Source organism: Sinorhizobium chiapasense, from assembly GCF_045277575.1.
Taxonomy (GTDB): domain Bacteria; phylum Pseudomonadota; class Alphaproteobacteria; order Rhizobiales; family Rhizobiaceae; genus Ensifer; species Ensifer chiapasense_A.
Genome location: NZ_CP144205.1, coordinates 3,413,619 through 3,432,857 on the forward strand (window position 1 = coordinate 3,413,619; position 19,239 = coordinate 3,432,857).

At 63.1% G+C, this 19,239-nt stretch carries 20 protein-coding genes and 1 riboswitch; of the genes, 13 read left to right on the forward strand and 7 right to left on the reverse strand.

What is annotated here, in order from left to right; translation table 11 throughout:
• The first annotated feature begins 22 nt into the window (after window positions 1-22).
• Together QM996_RS16480 and thpR are read left to right on the forward strand one after the other, a co-directional pair.
• A complete protein-coding gene (locus tag QM996_RS16480) occupies window positions 23-664 on the forward strand; it encodes an arylesterase (protein ID WP_500268369.1) in 642 nt (213 codons plus the stop codon).
• Between the two features lie 114 nt (window positions 665-778).
• A complete protein-coding gene (thpR, locus tag QM996_RS16485) occupies window positions 779-1,369 on the forward strand; it encodes a 2'-5' RNA ligase family protein (protein ID WP_500268370.1) in 591 nt (196 codons plus the stop codon).
• Here the strand turns inward: thpR and QM996_RS16490 are convergent.
• Window positions 1,306-1,782: a low molecular weight protein-tyrosine-phosphatase gene (locus tag QM996_RS16490; protein WP_500268371.1), complete on the reverse strand. Its 477-nt coding sequence runs from the start codon at window positions 1,780-1,782 to the stop codon at window positions 1,306-1,308. The genes thpR and QM996_RS16490 overlap by 64 nt on opposite strands.
• 193 nt (window positions 1,783-1,975) lie before the next feature.
• Here QM996_RS16490 and QM996_RS16495 point away from each other — a divergent pair, with 193 nt between their 5' ends.
• From QM996_RS16495 to QM996_RS16525, 7 genes are all read left to right on the forward strand, one after another.
• Window positions 1,976-2,293: a 4a-hydroxytetrahydrobiopterin dehydratase gene (locus QM996_RS16495; protein WP_500268372.1), complete on the forward strand. Its 318-nt coding sequence runs from the start codon at window positions 1,976-1,978 to the stop codon at window positions 2,291-2,293.
• A 90-nt stretch (window positions 2,294-2,383) separates the two neighbouring features.
• Complete coding sequence (locus tag QM996_RS16500) at window positions 2,384-2,761, forward strand: YkvA family protein (RefSeq protein WP_173517851.1); 378 nt, start codon at window positions 2,384-2,386, stop codon at window positions 2,759-2,761.
• A 397-nt stretch (window positions 2,762-3,158) separates the two neighbouring features.
• Window positions 3,159-3,662 carry an invasion associated locus B family protein gene (locus QM996_RS16505; protein WP_429814665.1) on the forward strand — a complete coding sequence of 168 codons (504 nt, stop codon included), beginning with the start codon at window positions 3,159-3,161 and terminating at the stop codon, window positions 3,660-3,662.
• Window positions 3,663-3,947: 285 nt separating this feature from the next.
• Window positions 3,948-5,183 carry a 23S rRNA (adenine(2503)-C(2))-methyltransferase RlmN gene (gene rlmN / locus QM996_RS16510; RefSeq protein ID WP_500268373.1) on the forward strand — a complete coding sequence of 412 codons (1,236 nt, stop codon included), beginning with the start codon at window positions 3,948-3,950 and terminating at the stop codon, window positions 5,181-5,183.
• Between the two features lie 142 nt (window positions 5,184-5,325).
• The gene (locus QM996_RS16515) at window positions 5,326-6,279 is read left to right on the forward strand and encodes an ABC transporter substrate-binding protein (protein ID WP_500268374.1); all 954 of its coding nucleotides are present in this window, start codon (window positions 5,326-5,328) and stop codon (window positions 6,277-6,279) included.
• A gap of 208 nt (window positions 6,280-6,487) precedes the next feature.
• A complete protein-coding gene (locus tag QM996_RS16520) occupies window positions 6,488-7,366 on the forward strand; it encodes an ABC transporter permease (protein ID WP_500268375.1) in 879 nt (292 codons plus the stop codon).
• Window positions 7,363-8,157 (forward strand): ABC transporter ATP-binding protein, encoded by a 795-nt coding sequence (locus tag QM996_RS16525; protein ID WP_429814653.1) that lies wholly within the window; start codon window positions 7,363-7,365, stop codon window positions 8,155-8,157. The genes QM996_RS16520 and QM996_RS16525 overlap by 4 nt, the downstream gene beginning before the upstream one ends.
• A gap of 250 nt (window positions 8,158-8,407) precedes the next feature.
• On the opposite strand, the gene QM996_RS16530 is transcribed toward QM996_RS16525, so the two are convergent.
• Window positions 8,408-9,049: a LysE family translocator gene (locus QM996_RS16530; protein WP_500268376.1), complete on the reverse strand. Its 642-nt coding sequence runs from the start codon at window positions 9,047-9,049 to the stop codon at window positions 8,408-8,410.
• 170 nt (window positions 9,050-9,219) lie between these two features.
• Here QM996_RS16530 and QM996_RS16535 point away from each other — a divergent pair, with 170 nt between their 5' ends.
• Window positions 9,220-10,437: an argininosuccinate synthase gene (locus tag QM996_RS16535; RefSeq protein WP_500268377.1), complete on the forward strand. Its 1,218-nt coding sequence runs from the start codon at window positions 9,220-9,222 to the stop codon at window positions 10,435-10,437.
• A gap of 58 nt (window positions 10,438-10,495) precedes the next feature.
• Here QM996_RS16535 and QM996_RS16540 read toward each other — a convergent pair whose 3' ends face one another.
• From QM996_RS16540 to QM996_RS16560, 5 genes are all read right to left on the reverse strand, one after another.
• Window positions 10,496-11,734: a multidrug effflux MFS transporter gene (locus QM996_RS16540; protein ID WP_500268378.1), complete on the reverse strand. Its 1,239-nt coding sequence runs from the start codon at window positions 11,732-11,734 to the stop codon at window positions 10,496-10,498.
• Entirely contained in the window at window positions 11,731-12,234 is a 504-nt protein-coding gene (locus QM996_RS16545; protein WP_500268379.1) for a MarR family winged helix-turn-helix transcriptional regulator, read from the reverse strand. The genes QM996_RS16540 and QM996_RS16545 overlap by 4 nt, the downstream gene beginning before the upstream one ends.
• Window positions 12,235-12,312: 78 nt before the next feature.
• On the reverse strand, window positions 12,313-14,142 hold the full coding sequence (locus tag QM996_RS16550; RefSeq protein WP_500268380.1) for an ABC-F family ATP-binding cassette domain-containing protein: 1,830 nt from the start codon (window positions 14,140-14,142) through the stop codon (window positions 12,313-12,315).
• Between the two features lie 3 nt (window positions 14,143-14,145).
• Window positions 14,146-14,796 (reverse strand): thiamine pyrophosphokinase, encoded by a 651-nt coding sequence (locus QM996_RS16555; protein ID WP_500268381.1) that lies wholly within the window; start codon window positions 14,794-14,796, stop codon window positions 14,146-14,148.
• Between the two features lie 84 nt (window positions 14,797-14,880).
• Window positions 14,881-15,366, reverse strand: a complete 486-nt coding sequence (locus QM996_RS16560) for a GNAT family N-acetyltransferase (RefSeq protein WP_500268382.1) — start codon at window positions 15,364-15,366, stop codon at window positions 14,881-14,883.
• 146 nt (window positions 15,367-15,512) lie between these two features.
• Window positions 15,513-15,630: riboswitch (TPP riboswitch) on the forward strand.
• A 148-nt stretch (window positions 15,631-15,778) separates the two neighbouring features.
• Here QM996_RS16560 and thiB point away from each other — a divergent pair.
• Genes thiB through thiQ form a run of 3 tightly spaced genes read left to right on the forward strand, consistent with a single transcriptional unit; the run spans window position 15,779 to window position 19,141 of the window.
• Window positions 15,779-16,789 carry a thiamine ABC transporter substrate binding subunit gene (gene thiB / locus QM996_RS16565; RefSeq protein WP_500270338.1) on the forward strand — a complete coding sequence of 337 codons (1,011 nt, stop codon included), beginning with the start codon at window positions 15,779-15,781 and terminating at the stop codon, window positions 16,787-16,789.
• Between the two features lie 7 nt (window positions 16,790-16,796).
• Window positions 16,797-18,425, forward strand: a complete 1,629-nt coding sequence (thiP, locus tag QM996_RS16570) for a thiamine/thiamine pyrophosphate ABC transporter permease ThiP (RefSeq protein WP_500268383.1) — start codon at window positions 16,797-16,799, stop codon at window positions 18,423-18,425.
• The gene (gene thiQ, locus QM996_RS16575) at window positions 18,422-19,141 is read left to right on the forward strand and encodes a thiamine ABC transporter ATP-binding protein (protein ID WP_500268384.1); all 720 of its coding nucleotides are present in this window, start codon (window positions 18,422-18,424) and stop codon (window positions 19,139-19,141) included. Before thiP ends, thiQ begins: the two co-directional genes overlap by 4 nt.
• The last annotated feature ends 98 nt before the right edge of the window (window positions 19,142-19,239 follow it).

Consider the following 19,239-nt stretch of genomic DNA (forward strand, 5'->3'; position numbering starts at 1 on the left):
TTCGGGATTTAGGAACAGGCCCATGGCATTAAAAGGATTTCAACGGGTTTTCTTGGCACTGATGATGACAATTGCGTTATCATCGACAGTACGCGCCGAGACGATCAGCCTTGTGGGGTTCGGCGACAGCCTGATGGCCGGCTATCAGCTCCCGCCGCAGGACGCCTTCCCCGCTCGGCTCGAAAAGGCGCTGAAGGAAAAGGGCCTGGACGTGACGATCGCGAACGCCGGTGTTTCCGGCGACACCTCATCCGGCGGCCTTGCCCGCATCGACTGGTCTGTGCCTGATGGCACGAAGGGCGTGATCCTCGAACTCGGCGCCAATGACGCGCTGCGCGGCATCCCGCCGGAAGCCACCCGCAAGAATATCGAGGCGATGATCACCCGGCTCAAGGACCGAGGCATAGCGGTGCTGCTCGCCGGCATGATGGCGCCGCCGAACATGGGCGCGGACTATGCTGCCCGCTTCAACCCGATCTTTCCGGAGCTCGCCGAAAAATATGGGCTGGAACTCTATCCGTTCTTCCTCGACGGCGTGGTGACCGAGGCGAAGCTCAAGCTGGAAGACGGCATTCATCCCAATGGCGATGGCATCGGCGTGATGGTCGAGAAGGCATTGCCTGTGGTCGAACGCTTTGTGGCAACGCTGAATAAGACGGAGTGATGACATCGTCCACAGTTAAGAGAACGTTAATATTCGTAAGTGTCAAATACTAGTTGCGTGCAGACTCGATGCGTGATTCGCTGAGACATCTGCAAGAGATTCGGGGAGCTCGCCATGCCGAGACTATTCACCGCCCTCGAAATTCCGCGCAATGCAGCAATGAGTCTTTCGTTGCTGCGCGGAGGACTTCCCGGAGCTCGCTGGATAGATGTGGAGAACTACCACATCACCTTGCGCTTCATCGGTGACGTCGACTGGCGCACCGCCGACGAGATCATCGACAAGCTCGATCGGATCGAAAGACCGGAATTCCAGCTTCAATTGACCGGCACCGGCGCCTTCGGCTCCAAGAAACCGCATTCGGTCTGGGCCGGCGTCACCAACCAGCCGGAAATGTATGCGCTGCAGGCCGAAATCGAGCGTATCTGCCAGCGGCTCGGACTGCAGCCGGATCCGCGCAAGTTCACACCGCATGTGACGCTCGCCCGGCTGCGCTCCAGCCGCGTCGAGGATGTCGTCGAATACCTCTCGGGACGTGGAAACTTCATGACCTCGCCCTTCACCGTCTCGCGCTTCGTGCTTCTGTCATCGCGTGATTCGGTCGGCGGCGGGCCTTACCTCACGGAGGAGGTCTTCCCGCTTCACGAGGTGCGCTCGCCGAGCCTTACGAGCAACGACGAGCATCCGGCCTCGAGCATCTGGTAGAGCGCTTCGAAGGCTTCCGCTCCTTCGTGATAGGGATCCGGCACGTCCTGGCGGCGGCCAGAGGCATAGTCCAGGAAAAGATGCACTTTCCCTGCCGCGCCTTCAGGCGCCAACCGTCTCAGCGTGCGGACATTGTTCTCGTCCATGCCGAGGATCAGGTCGAAATCCCGGAAATCCTCGGCCTGGACCTGGCGCCCGCGCAGCGCCGAGATATCGATCCCGTGCCGACGCGCCGCCTGGATCGAGCGGCCGTCGGGCGGATCGCCGATGTGCCAGGCACCGGTTCCGGCCGAATCCACCTGCAGCGCCGATGCCAGTCCCTTTTGCTCCGCCAACGCGCGCAGCACGCCCTCGGCCAGCGGCGACCGGCAGATATTGCCGAGACAAACGAAAAGAACTCTGACCGGTTTCATGCTATTCAAGTTCGACAGGACTGGAGATTGGTGCGCACTTAAACGCGGCAGCTACTGCATGTCTCCTTAAATCGACCTCGATTTAAGGACGAAGACATGCGGCAAATCAAAGTAGCTACAGCGACCTTTGCGCGTCTCATGAGACGCGCGGCGCTGTAGGCCCTCGAACAGGTCGACGTGTGGGAGAGAGACGATGACTGCGGAAAAGCTCGACGAAGCGACGATTGCCGAAAACCTGCACAAGATGGAGGGCTGGGTGCGAGCTGAAGACGGCAACTCGATCTGGAAGGCGTTCCGCTTCAAGAACTTCGTGGAGGCCTTCGGTTTCATGACCGAGTGCGCGATCGTTGCCGAGAAGCTCAACCATCACCCGGAATGGTTCAACGTCTACAATCGCGTCGACGTGACCCTGACGACCCATGACGCCGGCGGGTTGACGGAGATGGACTTCAAGCTGGCGGCCCGGATGGACAAGGCGGCAGCGGGTCGCATGCCCGATCATTTGAAATAGCACGGCCGCTCCCCATATTGAGCAACCCCGGAGCAATCGGCTTTCAGGCGAAAGCGGGTAAGGTGCTCTGGAATCAGCGGAAGCGGGACGATGGACGACATCAAGATCGGTGAAATTCTCTTGCCTGGCGAAGAATCCGAGCAGGAGCGCAGGGAGAAGCGTGTGAAGCGGCGCTTCTGGCCGACCTTCCGCCGGGCTGCGCGGCAGATCCCCTTCAGCCGCGACCTCGTCGCCGCCTATTACTGCGCCATCGATCCGCAGACGCCGACGCGAACCCGCGGCATCCTGCTTGCCGCACTCGCCTATTTCGTGCTGCCGATCGACATCATCCCCGACATGCTGGCCGTGGTCGGCTTCTCCGACGACGTCGCGGTGCTGACCGCGGCCTTCGCCGCCATTAGCGGCCAGATCAAGGAAACGCACTACACCAAGGCCGACGAGACCCTTGCCGACACTCCGCAAGATTGAACGGAGATTGGGCTCCTGGGTTGTGGCGCCCCATTCCCGCCCAAAAGTCAAACTCTTGCCCGATTCTTTGTGGCATAGACATGCGAATGACGCCGGTCGCGCGCTTTGGCGCGTTCGGCGTCATTCAATGGTTTGGGGCAGGAATCCTTCCGGAACAGCATTCCGAAGTACCGCGCATCCGACATCGATCCTTGGTTCGGCGATGGTACGAATCACCGGTCGAACGGCGCCGGACAATGGAGCAAATCGCTCCGTTTCGGGGCTAAACCGGCGGTTTTCGACCATCGTTGACGGTTTGGTAACCTGAATTAAGTCAAAACAAATTCAAATGATGACGACGCGTCGCCCGTCTGACCTGTTTCGGGTGATCGAAGAGCAAGAAAAGCGGCAGGACCTCATGTTTGTAAGAAAGATCGCAACCGCAATCGCATTCGTTCTGGCAACCGCCAGCATGGCTGCCGCCCAGTCTCCGACGCGCATCCAGCAGTTCAACGCCTGGGGCGCCTATTCCTACAACGCCGGCGGCGGCAAGGTCTGCTACGTCCTCTCGGTTCCGAAGGAAAAGAGCCCGGCCGGCGTCGACCACGGCGACATCTTCTTCCTCGTGTCCCAGCGCCCGGGCCAGAACATCAGCTATGAACCGCAGGCGATGATGGGCTACCCGCTGCAGGAGAACTCCAAGGTCAACGTCGTCATCGACGGCCGCACCTTCGTGATGTTCACCAAGGGCAACTCCGCCTGGGTCGAAAACGCGGCGGAAGAACCGGCGCTCGTTGCCGCGATGAAGAATGGCAAGGCCATGTCGGTCAACGCCAAGTCGCGCAAGGGCACGGCAACTTCCTATTCCTATTCGCTCTCGGGCATCTCCGCTGCGCTGAAGCAGATCGAGGCCTGCAAGTAATCCAGGCATGTCGCGCAAAACTGTGCAGCGGTCTTGCGACACGATTACGTGACATCTGAAGGCGAAACCCAGGCATGGGGCCGGCTGCGAAGCCGGCCTTCTGCGTTCCTGGGGCCTGCCGCGTGACTCCCGGCCAAAACAATGCTAAAGCGCGGCCCAACTTGAGAGCCTCCGCGCCCCGATTGGCCGCTTTCGATGGCTCGACCGATTTCAATTCGCGCATCAGGACGATTTCCGGACCCGCTCTCCGGACGGCCTCACGCCGTACGACAGGACATCACGAGCATGGCAGCCACTGAAATTCTGAACCGGGTGGAGATCGTCAAGGCGCCGCAGGTACGCGTAGCGCCCCAGGCGGAAAAGCCGTCGCTGATCGGCCTCCTGCGCGAGGACATGGCAAAGGCGCTGGTCGAAAAGGGCGTGCCGGAGCGCCAGGTCAAGATGCGCGTCAGCCAGCTCTGGCATTGGCTCTATGTGCGCGGCGTCTCCGACTTCGACCATATGACGAACGTGTCGAAGGACATGCGCGAGATGCTGGAGCAGCATTTCACCATCGCCCGCCCCGAAATCGTCGAGGAGCAGATCTCCGGTGACGGCACCCGCAAGTGGCTGCTGCGCTTCCCGGCGCGCGGCGCCGGCCGCCCGGTCGAGATCGAGACCGTCTACATCCCCGAGGAAGGCCGCGGCACGCTCTGCATTTCGAGCCAGGTCGGCTGCACGCTCACCTGCTCCTTCTGTCACACCGGCACGCAGAAGCTGGTGCGCAACCTGACGGCGGAGGAAATCCTGGCGCAGTTGCTGCTCGCGCGCGACCGCCTCGGCGATTTCCCGGAGCGCGACACGCCACAGGGCGCGATCGTGCCGGCCGAGGGCCGCAAGATCACCAACATCGTCATGATGGGCATGGGCGAGCCGCTCTACAATTTCGCTGAGGTCAAGACCGCGCTTCTGATCGCGTCCGACGGCGAGGGCCTGTCGCTTTCCAAGCGCCGTATCACGCTTTCGACCTCCGGCATCGTGCCGGAGATCTACCGCACCGGCGAAGAAATCGGCGTCATGCTGGCGATCTCGCTGCATGCGGTGCGCGACGACCTGCGCGACCTGCTGGTGCCGATCAACAAGAAGTATCCGCTGAAGGAGCTGATGGAGGCCTGCCGCGCCTATCCGGGACTTTCGAACGCCCGCCGCATCACCTTCGAATATGTGATGCTGAAGGATGTCAACGACAGCCTGGAAGACGCCAAGGAACTGGTGAAGCTCCTGAAGGGCGTTCCGGCGAAGATCAACCTGATCCCGTTCAACCCCTGGCCGGGCACCAACTACCAGTGTTCCGACTGGGAGCAGATCGAGAAGTTTGCCGACTTCATCAACCAGGCGGGCTACGCCTCTCCGATCCGCACGCCGCGCGGCCGCGACATCCTCGCCGCCTGCGGCCAGTTGAAGTCCGAATCCGAGCGCATGCGCAAGGTCGATCGCCTGGCCTTCGAGGCGATGATGATCGCTAATCACGGTGAAGACTGAGATCGAGAGAGATAATGCAAGGCTCCGCGGTCTTCAGCTTTGGGGATCGATGAAGAACTTTGATGAATGATCCAGTTCCTATCGATTGATTTCATGTCACCGGTTTCCTAAGAAAGCGAAAATCATTTCAGGAGGACAACCCATGCGCTCACTTCTCATCGCCCTTGCCGCTACGGTGGCATTCACCATGCCCGCCCGTGCCGATGAGGTGACCGTCGCCGTGACCGCGATCGTCGAGCATCCGGCGCTCGATGCCGCCCGCGACGGCGTGAAGGATGCGCTGGCCGCCGCCGGCTACAAGGAAGGCGAGAACCTCAAGTTCATCTACGAGTCGGCCCAGGGCAACCCGGCAACCGCCGCGCAGATCGCCCGCCAGTTCGCCGGCGAGGGCCCGAATGTGATCGTGCCGATCTCGACCCCGTCCGCCCAGGCCGTCGTCTCCTCGACCCGCGACATCCCGGTCGTCTTCACCGCCGTTTCCGATCCGGTCGGCGCGCAACTGGTCAAGGACATGGACAAGCCCGGCGGCAACGTCACCGGCCTCTCGGACATGTCGCCGGTTGCCGAGCACGTGGCGCTGATCAAGGAGATCCTGCCGAACGCCAAGTCGATCGGCTATCTCTACAACTCCGGTGAAGCCAACTCCGTTTCGCTGCTCGCCGTGCTCAAGGCCGAAGCCGAAAAGGCCGGCATGACCGTCGTCGAGTCGGCTGCCACGAAGTCGGCCGAAGTCCAGGGTGCGGCCCGTGCTCTCGTCGGCCGCGCCGATGCGATCTACGTGCCGACCGACAACACGATCATCTCCGCGCTCGAAGGCGCCGTCGCCGTCGCCGAGGAAGCCAAGCTGCCGCTCTTCACCGCCGACACGGATTCGGTTGCCCGCGGCTCGCTCGCAGCCCTCGGCTTCAACTACTACGACGTCGGCAAGCAGACCGGCGACGTGGTCGTACGCATCCTCAAGGGCGAAAACCCGGGTGACATCGCCGTGAAGGTCGCCGCCGGTTCCGACCTGGTGATCAACAAGAAGGCTGCCGAGAAGATGGGCGTCACCCTTCCGGAAAGTGTCGTAAAGCGCGCAACGCGCGTCGTTGAATAAGGCTTTCGGCCTTTTCAGGTTCAAGTTTGTTGCGTTTTGCCCGCCTCCGTTCCATACGGGGGCGGTTCGCTATGAGAGGCCTGGGAAATTGAAGGCCGCTCCAAAGTTCTAAACGGCATAGGCGCACGCCATCGGGCGGATATGCCAAGCGGGAACGTCGCGCACATAAGGACAACCAAGCGCGACACGTGGAAAAGAGGGTCTGGGGTTGAGTCTAATCGCTTTCTGGGGAGCCGTGGAACTGGGGCTGGTCTACGCCTTCGTTGCCGTCGGCGTCTTTCTCGCTTTCCGGGTACTCGATTTCCCCGACCTGACCGTCGATGGATCGTTTCCTCTGGGGGCTGCCGTCACCGCCGTTCTGATCATCGCCGGCGTCAATCCGTGGCTTGCCGCCTGCGTGGCGATGGTCGCCGGTGCCGTGGCCGGCATCGTCACGGCGATGCTCAACGTGCGCTTCAAGATCCTCAACCTGCTCGCTTCGATCCTGACGATGATCGCGCTCTTCTCGGTCAACCTGCGTGTCATGGGCAAGCCGAACGTCGCGCTGATCAATGCCGACACGATGCTGTCGCCCTTCTACGGCCTCGGCCTGCGTGATTTCTATGTCCGTCCGCTGTTCATCGGCGTGCTCGTCGTCATCGCCGTCATCATCGTCTGGCGCTTCCTCGAAAGCGATGCCGGTCTCGCGATGCGCGCCACCGGCGCCAATGCCCGCATGGCCCGCGCACAAGGGGTCGACACCAACCGCCAGATCTATCTCGGCATGGCGATCTCCAACGCGCTCGTCGCCTTCGGCGGCGCGCTCTTTGCCCAGACCAACGGCTTTGCCGACGTCACCTCGGGCGTCGGCACCATCGTCGTCGGTCTCGCGGCCGTCATCATCGGCGAGACGCTGCTCGGCGCCCGCGGTATCCTGATCGCGCTGATCGGCTGCGTCCTCGGATCGATCCTCTACCGCATCGCCATCCAGCTGGCGCTGTCGACCGACATGCTCGGGCTGCAGGCCTCCGACCTCAACTTCGTGACGGCCGCGCTCGTGACCTTTGCCCTTATCCTTCCCCGTCTTCGTCGCGGAGGTGCGGCATGATCAGCGTCCAGAACATCCAGGTCATCTTCGGCAAGGGCACGCCGCTGCAGAAGCAGGCGCTGAACGGCGTCAGTCTGACGATCGAACAGGGTTCCTTCGTCACCGTCATCGGCTCCAACGGTGCTGGCAAGTCGACCCTTCTCGGCGTGCTCGCCGGCGATGTGCTGCCAAGCGCTGGCCAGGTGACGATCGGCAAGACCGACGTCACCCGCAAGGGTACCGCCGCTCGCGCCGGCCTCGTCGCCCGCGTCTTCCAGGATCCGCTGACCGGAAGCTGCGGCGCGCTCTCGATCGAGGAAAACCTGGCGCTCGCCGCCAAGCGCGGCGAAGCGCGCGGCCTCACTGCAGCGCTCGGACCCAAACGCCGCGAGCATTTCCGCGAACGCATCGCCGAGCTCAATCTCGGACTTGAAAACCGCATGGGCGACCGCATGGACCTGCTCTCCGGCGGCCAGCGCCAGGCGGTTTCGCTGGTCATGGCGACCCTCGCCGGCTCGGAAGTGCTGCTGCTCGACGAGCACACCGCAGCGCTCGACCCGGGCATGGCGGAGTTCGTGATGAACCTCACGCAGAAGATCGTCTCGGAGCGCAAGCTGACGACGATGATGGTCACCCATTCGATGCGCCAGGCGCTCGACTACGGCCACCGCACCATCATGCTGCACGGCGGCGAGATCGTGCTCGACGTCGCCGGCGACAGCCGCAAGGAATTGCAGGTCGAGGACCTGATCGCCATGTTCCGCCGCATCCGCGGTCAGACGCTCGACGACGACGCGCTGCTGATCGGCTGATCCAGTTTAACTTCGAGATTGCCCCTCATCTGCCTGCCGGCATCTTCTCCCCGTGGACACGGGGAGAAGAGACAAGCGGCGATCGCTCGGTTCCCGCCAGCCAGCAGCATAGGCTGCAATCGACACCCCTTCTAAGATGGCTCCGCCGACGGTCGCGTTTCGCGCCGAACGGTGCGGCATGCGCTCTTCTCCCCGCGAGCGGGGAGAAGATGCCGGCAGGCAGATGAGGGGCGAAAGCTCCGAAGACGGTTCAGCGCGCCGTCGTCATGAAGATCTTGACCGCGAAGACCGAGAAGACGCCGGCGAAGCTGAAGTCGAGCGCCCGCATTGCCGCCTTGTTGCGCTGAAGCCAGGAGGCGAGCCAGTCGGCGGTGAAGACCACCAGCATGTTGACCGGCATGCCGATCGTGATGAAGAACAGGCCGAGGAACAGGAGCTTGCCGGTGACCGAAGGATCGTCGGCGCTGACGAACTGCGGCAGGAAGGTCATGAAGAAGATGATGACCTTGGGATTGAGCAGGTTCACCCAGAAGCCGGCGGAAATGTTGGCAAGCGCCGTGCCCTCCGCCGCCTCGACCTTCTGGACGGAGATGCTGGAGCCGAAGCGGATCGCCTGCACCGCAAGCCAGAGGAGATAGGCGGCGCCACCGGTCTTGAGGATGGCGAAGGCGGTGGGCGAAGCCGTGATCAGCGCCGAGATGCCGAAGGCGACGAGAAGCGTATGCACGATGATGCCGAAGCTGGTGCCGAGCACGACGAAGAGCGCGGCCTTCTTGCCTTGCGCCAGCGCGCGGCTGATCGAAAGCGTCATGTCCGGACCGGGCGTCGCCGCCAGAAGCAGCGTCGCGGCCGCGAAGGTCAAGAGGGTCGGCAGGCTGGGAATGAAGTCCATCGTCGGTCTCCGAGGCACGAGGTCGCCTTTCGTAATCCCGCGCCCGCTCTTTTGCCAGCGGATTCGCGAGATCCGGCGTTCTAATGCTTGTATCGCCGCAGGTTCTGGCTAAAGTGCCGCAGATTTGCACGCGGCATCGCCGCCCTCCCAAGACCAGACGGACGGAAACCATGGCATCGCATAAAGACGTGAAAAAGGTCGTTCTCGCCTATTCGGGCGGTCTCGACACCTCGATCATCCTGAAGTGGCTGCAGACCGAACTCGGCGCGGAAGTCGTCACCTTCACCGCCGACCTCGGCCAGGGCGAAGAGCTCGAGCCGGCCCGCAAGAAGGCCGAAATGCTCGGCATCAAGGAAATCTACATCGAGGACGTCCGCGAGGAGTTCGTCAAGGATTTCGTCTTCCCGATGTTCCGCGCCAATGCCGTCTATGAAGGCGTCTACCTGCTCGGCACCTCCATCGCCCGCCCGCTGATCTCCAAGCACCTGATCGACATCGCCCGGAAGACCGGCGCCGACGCGATCGCCCACGGCGCCACCGGCAAGGGCAACGACCAGGTTCGCTTCGAGCTTTCGGCCTACGCTCTGAACCCCGACATCAAGATCATCGCCCCCTGGCGTGACTGGTCGTTCAAGAGCCGCACCGACCTGCTCGAATTCGCCGAGAAGCACCAGATCCCGGTCGCCAAGGACAAGAAGGGCGAGGCTCCCTTCTCCGTCGACGCCAACCTCTTGCACTCCTCGTCCGAGGGCAAGGTTCTGGAGGATCCGGCCCAGGAAGCACCGGAATACGTGCACATGCGCACGATTTCGCCGGAAGCAGCTCCCGACAAGGCGACCGTCATCAAGATCGGTTTCGAGCGCGGTGACGCCGTCTCGATCAACGGTGTGCGCCTGTCACCGGCGACCTTGCTTGCCAAGCTCAACGAATACGGCCGCGACAACGGCATCGGCCGCCTCGACCTCGTCGAGAACCGCTTCGTCGGCATGAAGTCGCGCGGCGTCTACGAGACGCCTGGCGGCACCATTCTTCTTTCCGCTCACCGCGCGATCGAGTCGATCACGCTCGACCGAGGCGCCGCACACCTCAAGGACGAGCTGATGCCGCGTTATGCCGAGCTGATCTATTACGGCTTCTGGTTCTCGCCGGAGCGCGAAATGCTGCAGGCCGCGATCGACAAGAGCCAGGAGCATGTCGAGGGCGAAGTGACGCTGAAGCTCTACAAGGGCAACGTCATGGTCATCGGCCGCGAGAGCGCCAAGTCGCTCTATTCCGACAAGCTGGTCACTTTCGAGGACGACCAGGGCGCCTACGACCAGAAGGACGCCGCCGGCTTCATCAAGCTCAACGCGCTGCGCCTGCGCACGCTGGCCGCGCGCAACCGCTAAGACGAGCCCCCGAAAAAAGAAGCCTCCGCGAGCCCTTCGCGGAGGCTTTTTGTTGCCGTTATTCCGCCGCTTCCGGCAGCGGTTCCTCGCGGTCAGCAGCCGCGGCCAGCGGCTGCAACCGAACCGTCCGGCGATACCAGACATAGCTGAGGATACAGACGAGGCCGAAGCTTGGGATGATCATGCCGAGTGCCAGCACCGGCGCGCCGACCGCGGCGGCGATCGCGCCACCGAGAAGCCCCGAGCCCATCTGGACAAAGCCCATGACAGCCGATGCCGTGCCGGCGATATCGGGAAACGGTGCCATCGCCGCCGTCATCATGTAGGGCATCACGAAGGCGATGCCGAAAGCGTAGAGACCGATCGGCAGCATGACCGACAGGAAGCTCGGCGACAGCATATGCATGGTATAGGCAAGCACGAGGCTGGCGAGACCGATGAAGACGAGGCCCGCCGGTACCAGCGCCTGCGGCGTGAAGCGCCGCATCAACAGCCGGACCACCACGGTCCCCGAAAAGAACAGACCCGACTGCATCAGCATGCCGACACCGAATTCGGTCGGCGTCAGGCCGACTTCATTGATGAGCACGAAGGGCAGCATCGTCGCCCAGGCATAGAGCGCGCCGACGGCCCCGCCGATGACAAGCGTCGAGGAGACGAAGCGGCTGTCGCTCACCAATCGACGATAGGCCGCAAGGATCGGCTTCAGGTGCCCCTTGGCCGGATCGGGCGTCACGGTCTCGGCCATGAAGAACTGCACGGTGAGGCAGGCCATGGCGGCGAAGCCGACCATCAGCAAGAAGATCGACTGCCAGCCGAAGAGCCCGAGCGCCAGGCCGCCAAGCGTCGGCGACACGGCAGGTCCGAGCGCCAGCATCATGCCGATCATGTTCATGATGCGCGCGGCTTCGGTTCCTGTGAACTGGTCGCGCACGATCGCGCGGGCCACCGTCATGCCGACGGACGCGCCGATGCCCTGCACCAGACGCCCGGCAAGGAGCACCGCAACCGACGGCGCGAAGGCGGCCATCAGACTGCCGATGAGATAGATCGCCATGAAGATCAGCGTCGCGCGGCGTCGGCCGATGACGTCGGAGAGCGTGCCGGAAACGAGCTGGGCAAAGGCGAAGCCGGCGAAATAGAGCGACAGCGTCATCTTGATCGCCGCCTCGCTGGAAGAGAAGGCGCGCACCAGTTCCGGCATGGCTGGGGTATAAAGCGCCATGGAGACTGGGCCGAGCGCCACCAGGAAGGCGCCGATGATGCTCGTGCGCCGTTCGCTCATGCGACGCGTCATCGCGGGGCTCCGGGCTGGTCCTCGGACGTCTCGCCAGCCTCCTTGCCGGCAAGGCACGGGTCAAGCGCACGCAAGTTGTCGCGCAGGATGCGCAGGTTGGCGCAAAGAACCTCGCGGGTCGCCTCGTCGAGCCCCGCCGTATAGGCGTTCATCATCTCCCGCAACCCCACCATCAGATCGGCGAGCAGTGGACCTGCCTTGTCGGTGATGACGACGTTCTTGGCGCGGCGGTCCGCCGGATCCGGCACACGGGCGACAAGCCCCATCGTCTCCAGCCGGTCGAGATAGGCCGAAAGCGTCATCGGCTCGATCCCCATGCGAGTCGCGATCTCGGCCTGCTTGATGCCTTCGGTAAGCACGACCTGGATCAGCGTGCGTGCCTCGCCGGGGGTGATGCCCAGATCCATGGCGTTGACCTTGCGGTCGAACGCCCCGCGCAGCAGGCGCGAGACGTCGGTCAGCAGCATTCCAATGGTTTCGGATTCGAGTTTGAAGGGCATCAGCATCGTTCACATATGATATAATAAGTTTTACTTATCATATCTGACGACGCCGTTCAACGCGCTACCGGTTGTCGCTTAGCCTTCGAGCTCCTCGCGCAGCATCTCAAGCTCCAGCCATTCCTCCTCCATGCGGGCCAGATCCGCACGAAGCTTCTCCAGTTCCTGCGCGAGCTTTGCAAAGGCATTTGGATCCTTTGTGAAAAGGTTGGGGTCGGCCATCTTTTCCTCGCGCTTGGTGGCTTCGGCCTCTGCCTTGGCGATCTCCTTCGGCAGGTTTTCGAGTGCGAATTTCTGCTTGTAGGAGAGCTTGCCCTTGGCGGCCTTTGGCGCTTCGGCAGCCGGCGCAGTGGTTTCGTTGGCTTTGGCCTTTTCCGCCTTTTCGGCTCTGCGCTTCTCCTCGATCGCGCCCTTGCGCTGCGCCATCATGTCGGAATAGCCGCCGGCATATTCGATCCAGCGGCCGTCCGGCTCCTCGGGGTTTGCCGGCGCGATCGTCGAGGTGACGGTGCGGTCGAGGAAATCACGGTCGTGGCTGACTAGGATCACCGTTCCGGCAAAGCCGGCGACGATCTCCTGCAAGAGGTCGAGCGTCTCGATGTCGAGGTCGTTGGTCGGCTCGTCGAGGATCAAGAGGTTCGTTGCCCGCGCCAGGATACGCGCCAGCATCAGCCTTGCCCGCTCGCCGCCGGAGAGTTCGCGGATCGGGGTGCGCGCCTGCTCCGGCTGGAACAGGAAATCCTTCATGTAGCCGGTGACGTGGCGCTGCTCGCCATTGACCAGCAGGTTCTCGCCGCGCCCGTCGGTGAGGTAGTGCGCCAGCGTGTCGTCCAGATTGAGGTCTTCGCGCTTCTGGTCGAGCGTCGCCATTTCGAGATTGGTGCCGAGCTTGACCGTGCCGCTGTCCGGTTCGATCTGCCCTGTCAAAATCTTCAGAAGCGTCGTCTTGCCGGCACCGTTGGGGCCGACGAGACCGATGCGGTCACCGCGATGCACGCGGATCGAGAAGGGCGCAACGATGGTGCGGTCACCATAGGCCTTGCTGATCTTCTCGGCCTCGATCACCAGCTTGCCGGACTCCTTGGCATCGGCAACCGTTGCCTGCACAGTCCCCTGCGGCCCCTTGTGACCGCGATAAACCGCCCGCATGTTCTGCAGCTCGCCGAGGCGCCGCATGTTGCGCTTGCGCCGGGCCGTCACGCCGTAACGCAGCCAGTGCTCCTCGCGTTCGATCGCCTTGCCGAGCTTGTGCTGCTCCAGCTCTTCCGCTTCCAGCACCTCGTCGCGCCAGGCCTCGAAATGGGCAAAGCCGCGGTCGAGCCGGCGCGACTGGCCACGATCGAGCCAGACAGTCGCGTTCGACACCTTCTCCAGGAAGCGCCGGTCGTGCGAAATCAAAACCAGCGCCGAGCGGCTGCGGGTGAGTTCGTCTTCCAGCCATTCGATCGTTGGCAGGTCGAGATGGTTGGTCGGCTCGTCAAGCAGCAGGATATCGGGCTCCGGCGCCATGACGCGGGCGAGCGCCGCCCGGCGCGCCTCGCCGCCGGAGAGCCGCTTCGGGTCTTCTTCGCCGGTCAGTCCCAGATGCTGCAACAGATAGGCGACGCGATAGGGGTCGTCGCTCGGGCCGAGACCCGCTTCGGCATAGGCCTGCACCGTATCGTAGCCGTCGAAATCCGGCGCCTGGTGCAGATAGCGGATGGTCGCCGAGGGATGGCGGAACACTTCGCCCGACTGCGCTTCCGCAAGACCCGCGGCAATCTTCATCAGCGTCGACTTGCCCGAGCCGTTGCGTCCGACCAGGCAGATACGGTCGCCCGGCTCCACTTGCAGGTTGGCGCCGGCCAGAAGCGGCGTGCCGCCGAAGGTGAGGAAGATGTCGTCGAGTTTCAGAATGGGGGGCGCCAAGGCTCAGGCTCCGGTAAGATCATAGGGGCGGGCAAGCACGATGGCGCGGCCGCTCTTGAGGCTGAAGCGAAGGGGACCCTCCGCAACATTGGAAACGGTTCGGGACGAGCCGAACGGCAGGGTGAAATCGTCGAGCGGGTAACGCGCATTGACGATCGAAAGGCCGGTAAGCTCGGTCAACCCCAGGACCGAAAAGAGGCAACCCTTTGGCAGGTCGAGCTCGAGCGTACCGGCAAGCAGAGGATAGGCCTCTTCCTCGCCGGAGGTCATCAGCACCGATAGGCCACGCTCGGCAAGGGCGACCGCCTGCAACAGGTGCAGGAAGGCATGGTCGCTGCGGGTGCCGCCAAGCGCACCGGCAAAGATCAATCTGTCGGCACCACGCGACAGCGCAGCCTCGACGGCGATCTCGCCATCCGTGGCAGCCTTTGCCGCCGGATAGGATTCGCGCGGAACAGAGGCGAATTCGGAAAGCAGGGTATCTTCAGTCGAATCGAAATCACCGACCCAGACGTCCGGAACGACGCCGAGCAGACGCGCGTGTCGCATGCCGCCGTCAGCCGCGACGAAGCGGCTTCCGTGTAGCTGGCGTGTCAGCCGGTCGGTACTTGTCAGCGCACCGCCAAGCAGAATGGTGAAGGTCGATCGAGCCATGGCAAAGCCCATAGCGCAAAGGACCGCGGAAGGAAAACGAAGAAAGCTACAAGACGCCCGGATCTCAAGATTTTGCGAGAGCCGTCAATGGCCTTCCGGCACCGGATCGGGAGACAGCATGCCGGCATAGACGCCGGGCGTCGAATCCGGAATCTCGATGGCGCCGGCCACCCGCTCATAGAACTTCGCCGGACCGACCCCGCCGATGACCGCATAACCGTAGCCAGCCTCGCGCATCGCCGCCAGGCTTTCGATCAGCAGCGCCTCGCCTATGCCCTCCCCACGCATGCCTTCGTCGACGCCGGTCGGGCCGAAAAAGCCGAGCGCGGTCACGTCGTAGCAGGCGAAACCGACGATCTTCTCGTCATGCACGGCGATATGAATGCGCGTCGGGGTCGAGGAAAAGGCCGCTTCCGCCTCGCCCGCCCAGCCGACGCCGAAAGTCTTCTCGATCCAGGAGACGACCAGGCGGCGCTCGGGCGCCATGGCGCGGCGAATGCAGATGCCCGGGCCAAGCTTCGACTGGGGCTGCGCCGGCAAGGCATATAGTCGAACGAGCATATCTGGCATGGCATTTCCTCCTCGCGGCTCTCTGCAGTTTTTGTCTTAGCGCAGCTTCCGGCTTACGCAAGCGCGGACGCCATGCCCGGAGCAGGCATCAAATCGACCTGCACCAAACACGCTTGCCATGGAACCAACGTGGCGGTAAATCTCTTGGCGCTCTAACGGGGTGCCTTCCGACCGCATGACGGCCGAAGGCTGAGAGGCGTGAAACGCCAACCCGCGGAACCTGATCCGGCTCATACCGGCGGAGGGATTAGACGCGATCGCACCGATACGCCCTTTTCCCGTGCAACAACGAACATTGGGAGAGGTGCTTCGCATGTCCAATTCATCGCAACACAAAATGATTAGCCGGCTAGAGCAATTCCAGCAAAAGTGCGGCGCGGTTTTGCGTCCGGAATTGCGTAAAAGCAAGAAGCTGGAGCGCTTCTGCGCTCTAGCTCTGGCTGCCACGACAAGCCTTGTTTTCGCTGGTTATGCAGCGGCTGCCGACAAGACGCTGACGGTCTATACCTATGAGAGCTTCATCACCGAATGGGGCCCGGGCGCCAAGGTGGCGGAAGCCTTCGAAAAGACCTGCGAGTGCAAGGTCAATTATGTCGGCGTTGCCGATGGCGTCGAATTGCTTACCCGCCTGAAGCTCGAAGGCGAGGCCTCGAAGGCTGACATCGTGCTCGGTCTCGACACCAACCTCGTGGCGGAAGCCAAGGCAACCGGCTTCTTCGCGCCGCACGGGGTCGACGCCAAGGACCTGAAGGTTCCCGGCGGCTTCTCCGACGATACCTTCCTACCCTACGATTACGGTCACTTCGCCGTCGTCTACGACACCGAGACCTTAAAGACGCCGCCGAAGAGCCTCAAGGAGCTGGTGGAAGGCGACGCATCGCAGAAGATCGTCATCGAGGATCCGCGCACTTCAACGCCGGGCCTCGGTCTGCTGCTCTGGGTCAAGGCCGTCTATGGCGATGAGGCCGGTGCGGCCTGGGCAAAGCTCAAGGATCGCGTACTGACGGTCACCCCCGGCTGGTCGGAAGCCTATGGCCTCTTCACCAAGGGCGAAGCGCCGATGGTGCTCTCCTATACCACCTCGCCGGCCTACCACATGGTTGCTGAGAACACCGACCGCTACCAGGCCGCAGCCTTCTCCGAAGGGCACTACATCCAGATCGAAGTCGCCGGCATGATCAAGAATGCCAAGGAGCCTGAACTGGCTAAGCAGTTCCTGAGCTTCATGACCGGGCCGGAGTTCCAGTCGATCATCCCGACGACCAACTGGATGATGCCGGTTGGCGCCACCAGCGCGCCGCTGCCGGATGCCTTCAACAAGCTGGTCACTCCGGAAAAGACCTTCCTGCTACCTTCGGAAGAGGTCGCGAAAAACCGCAAGGCCTGGATCGACGAGTGGCTTGCCGCGATGAGCAAGAACTGAGGCTGGATTGTTCGCGCTTCGCGAAAACCGCATGACGGTTGCCGCCGGGGCATTTTGCCTCGGCGCCTTCCTGCTCTTCGTCGGCCTGGCGATCGCCGCCTTGCTCGCTGAGACCGGCGGCGCGGACGAAGGCACCCTGTTCGACGCCTATATCTGGCGCGTCACCCGCTTCACGCTGCTGCAGGCAAGCCTTTCCACGCTGCTCTCCGTGCTCTTCGCGATACCCGTGGCACGGGCGCTGGCGCGGCGGCCGCAGTTTTTCGGTCGCATCTGGCTCTTGCGCCTGATGGCGCTGCCGCTCGGTCTGCCCGTTCTCGTCGGCGCGCTTGGGCTCATCGAAATCTGGGGACGCCAGGGCTTCCTCAATGCGGGCCTGCGTTGGCTTGGCCTAGAGCAGCCGGTTAGCATCTACGGCCTGTTCGGCATCCTGCTCGCCCATGTCTTCTTCAACATGCCGCTCGCCGCGCGCCTGTTCCTGGCCGGGCTCGAGCGCATTCCCGCCGAATATTGGCGCAGCGCCGCCAATCTCGGAATGCCGTCCCACGCGCTCTTCCGCTTCATCGAATGGCCTGTCCTGCGGGGCCTGCTGCCGGGTGCGGCCGGCCTCGTCTTCATGCTCTGCGCCACCAGCTTCACGCTCGTGCTGACGCTTGGCGGCGGGCCTGCTGCCAGCACGATCGAGGTCGCGATCTACCAGGCGCTGCGCTTCGATTTCGATCCGCCGCGCGCCATCGCGCTGTCCGGCTTGCAGATCGCCATGACCGGCCTCCTGCTTTTCATTCTCAGACATCTGGCAACGGAGCCGGAGGAGGGTATGACCGGCGGCCGCACGGTTCGCCGCTTCGATGGCGCAGCGGCAATAGCGCGCCTCAATGACGGCACCTGGATCGTCCTGGCATTGCTCTTTCTCATCGCTCCCCTGGTTGCGGTGGTCATCTCAAGCCTGCAGGCCGACCTCCTCAAGCTCGCCCGGGATCCGAACGTGCACCGGGCACTGATGACGAGTGCTGCGATCGCGCTTGCCTCGGCACTTGCCTCCGTTGCCATGGCAGCCGTCATGATCCGCGCCGCGGCGACAATCACCGCGCCCCGTCATGCGGGAAAGCTGGCATACGGATTTGCCGGTATGATCGGCGCCAGCACCTCGCTCATCCTGCTGGTGCCGCCGGTTGTGCTCGGCGCCGGCTGGTTCCTGCTCCTCCGCCCCTTCGGTGATGTCGCGCGCTTTGCGCCTGTCATTGTCGTGGCGATCAATGCCCTGATGGCGCTCCCCTTCGTCCACCGTATCCTGGCGCCGGCCATGGCGACGCACGCGGCGCGCTCTGAACGGCTGGTGGCAAGCCTTGGCATCCGCGGCTTTCATCGCCTGCGATGGATCGACCTTCCCGCCCTTCGCAAACCGTTGCTGATGGCGCTCTCCTTCGCCATGGCGCTGTCGCTCGGCGATCTCGGCGCCGTCGCCGTCTTCGGTTCGCAGGACATGGTGACGCTTCCCTGGCTGCTCTATAGCCGTATGGGCAGCTACCGCACGGCCGATGCGGCCGGCCTCGCCCTCTTCCTCGGGCTTCTCTGCCTGATCTTCACCATCCTCGGCACGGCGGACGACGTCCGCCGGCCGGAAAGACGCAAAGCATGACTGAGCCCACCGCTGCCATAGAACTGCGCAACGTCGAGGTTTGTTTCGAAGCGACCACGCTGCGCTTCGATTGTACGATCGCCGCCGGCGGCATCGTTGCCGTTGCCGGCGCCTCCGGGACCGGAAAGTCGACGCTCTTCCACCTCATTGCAGGGTTTGAAGATGTCGACCGCGGCGAGATCCGTATCCTCGGTGAGAACGCTGGCAACCGCGCACCTTCCGAGCGCCCGGTCTCGATGATCTTCCAGGACAACAATCTCTTCGCCCATCTCGATGTCGCGACCAATGTCGGCCTCGGCATCGATCCCGCACTTCGCCTGACGGACGAAGATCGGAAGAAGATCGAGAACGCGCTTCGCCGCGTTGGGCTTGAAGGCTTCGGACGACGGCTGCCGTCCACGCTTTCCGGCGGGGAACGCCAGCGGGTCGCGCTCGCCCGCGCACTCGTGCGGCACCGTCCCCTCCTCCTGCTGGATGAACCTTTTGCTGCCCTCGATCCCGGGATGCGCACCGGCATGCGCACGCTTCTTCGCGAGCTGCATGCGGAAGAAGGCAACACCATCTTGATGATCACACACCATCCCGAGGACGTGAAAGCACTGGCCGATAGCGTGCTTTTTCTCGACCAGGGGCGTATCATTGCACACGATACGCTCGACCGCTTCCTGGAGCGGCGTGACAATGCGGCAATCGACCGCTTTCTCGGCAACGCGTGAAGGAGGGTGCAGTTTCGCCTCGCCCTCAGCCGATTGCCACAATTTGACCGCGACACCATGCGACGCGCGAAATATCCGGCCGCGGGCGCGAATATTCG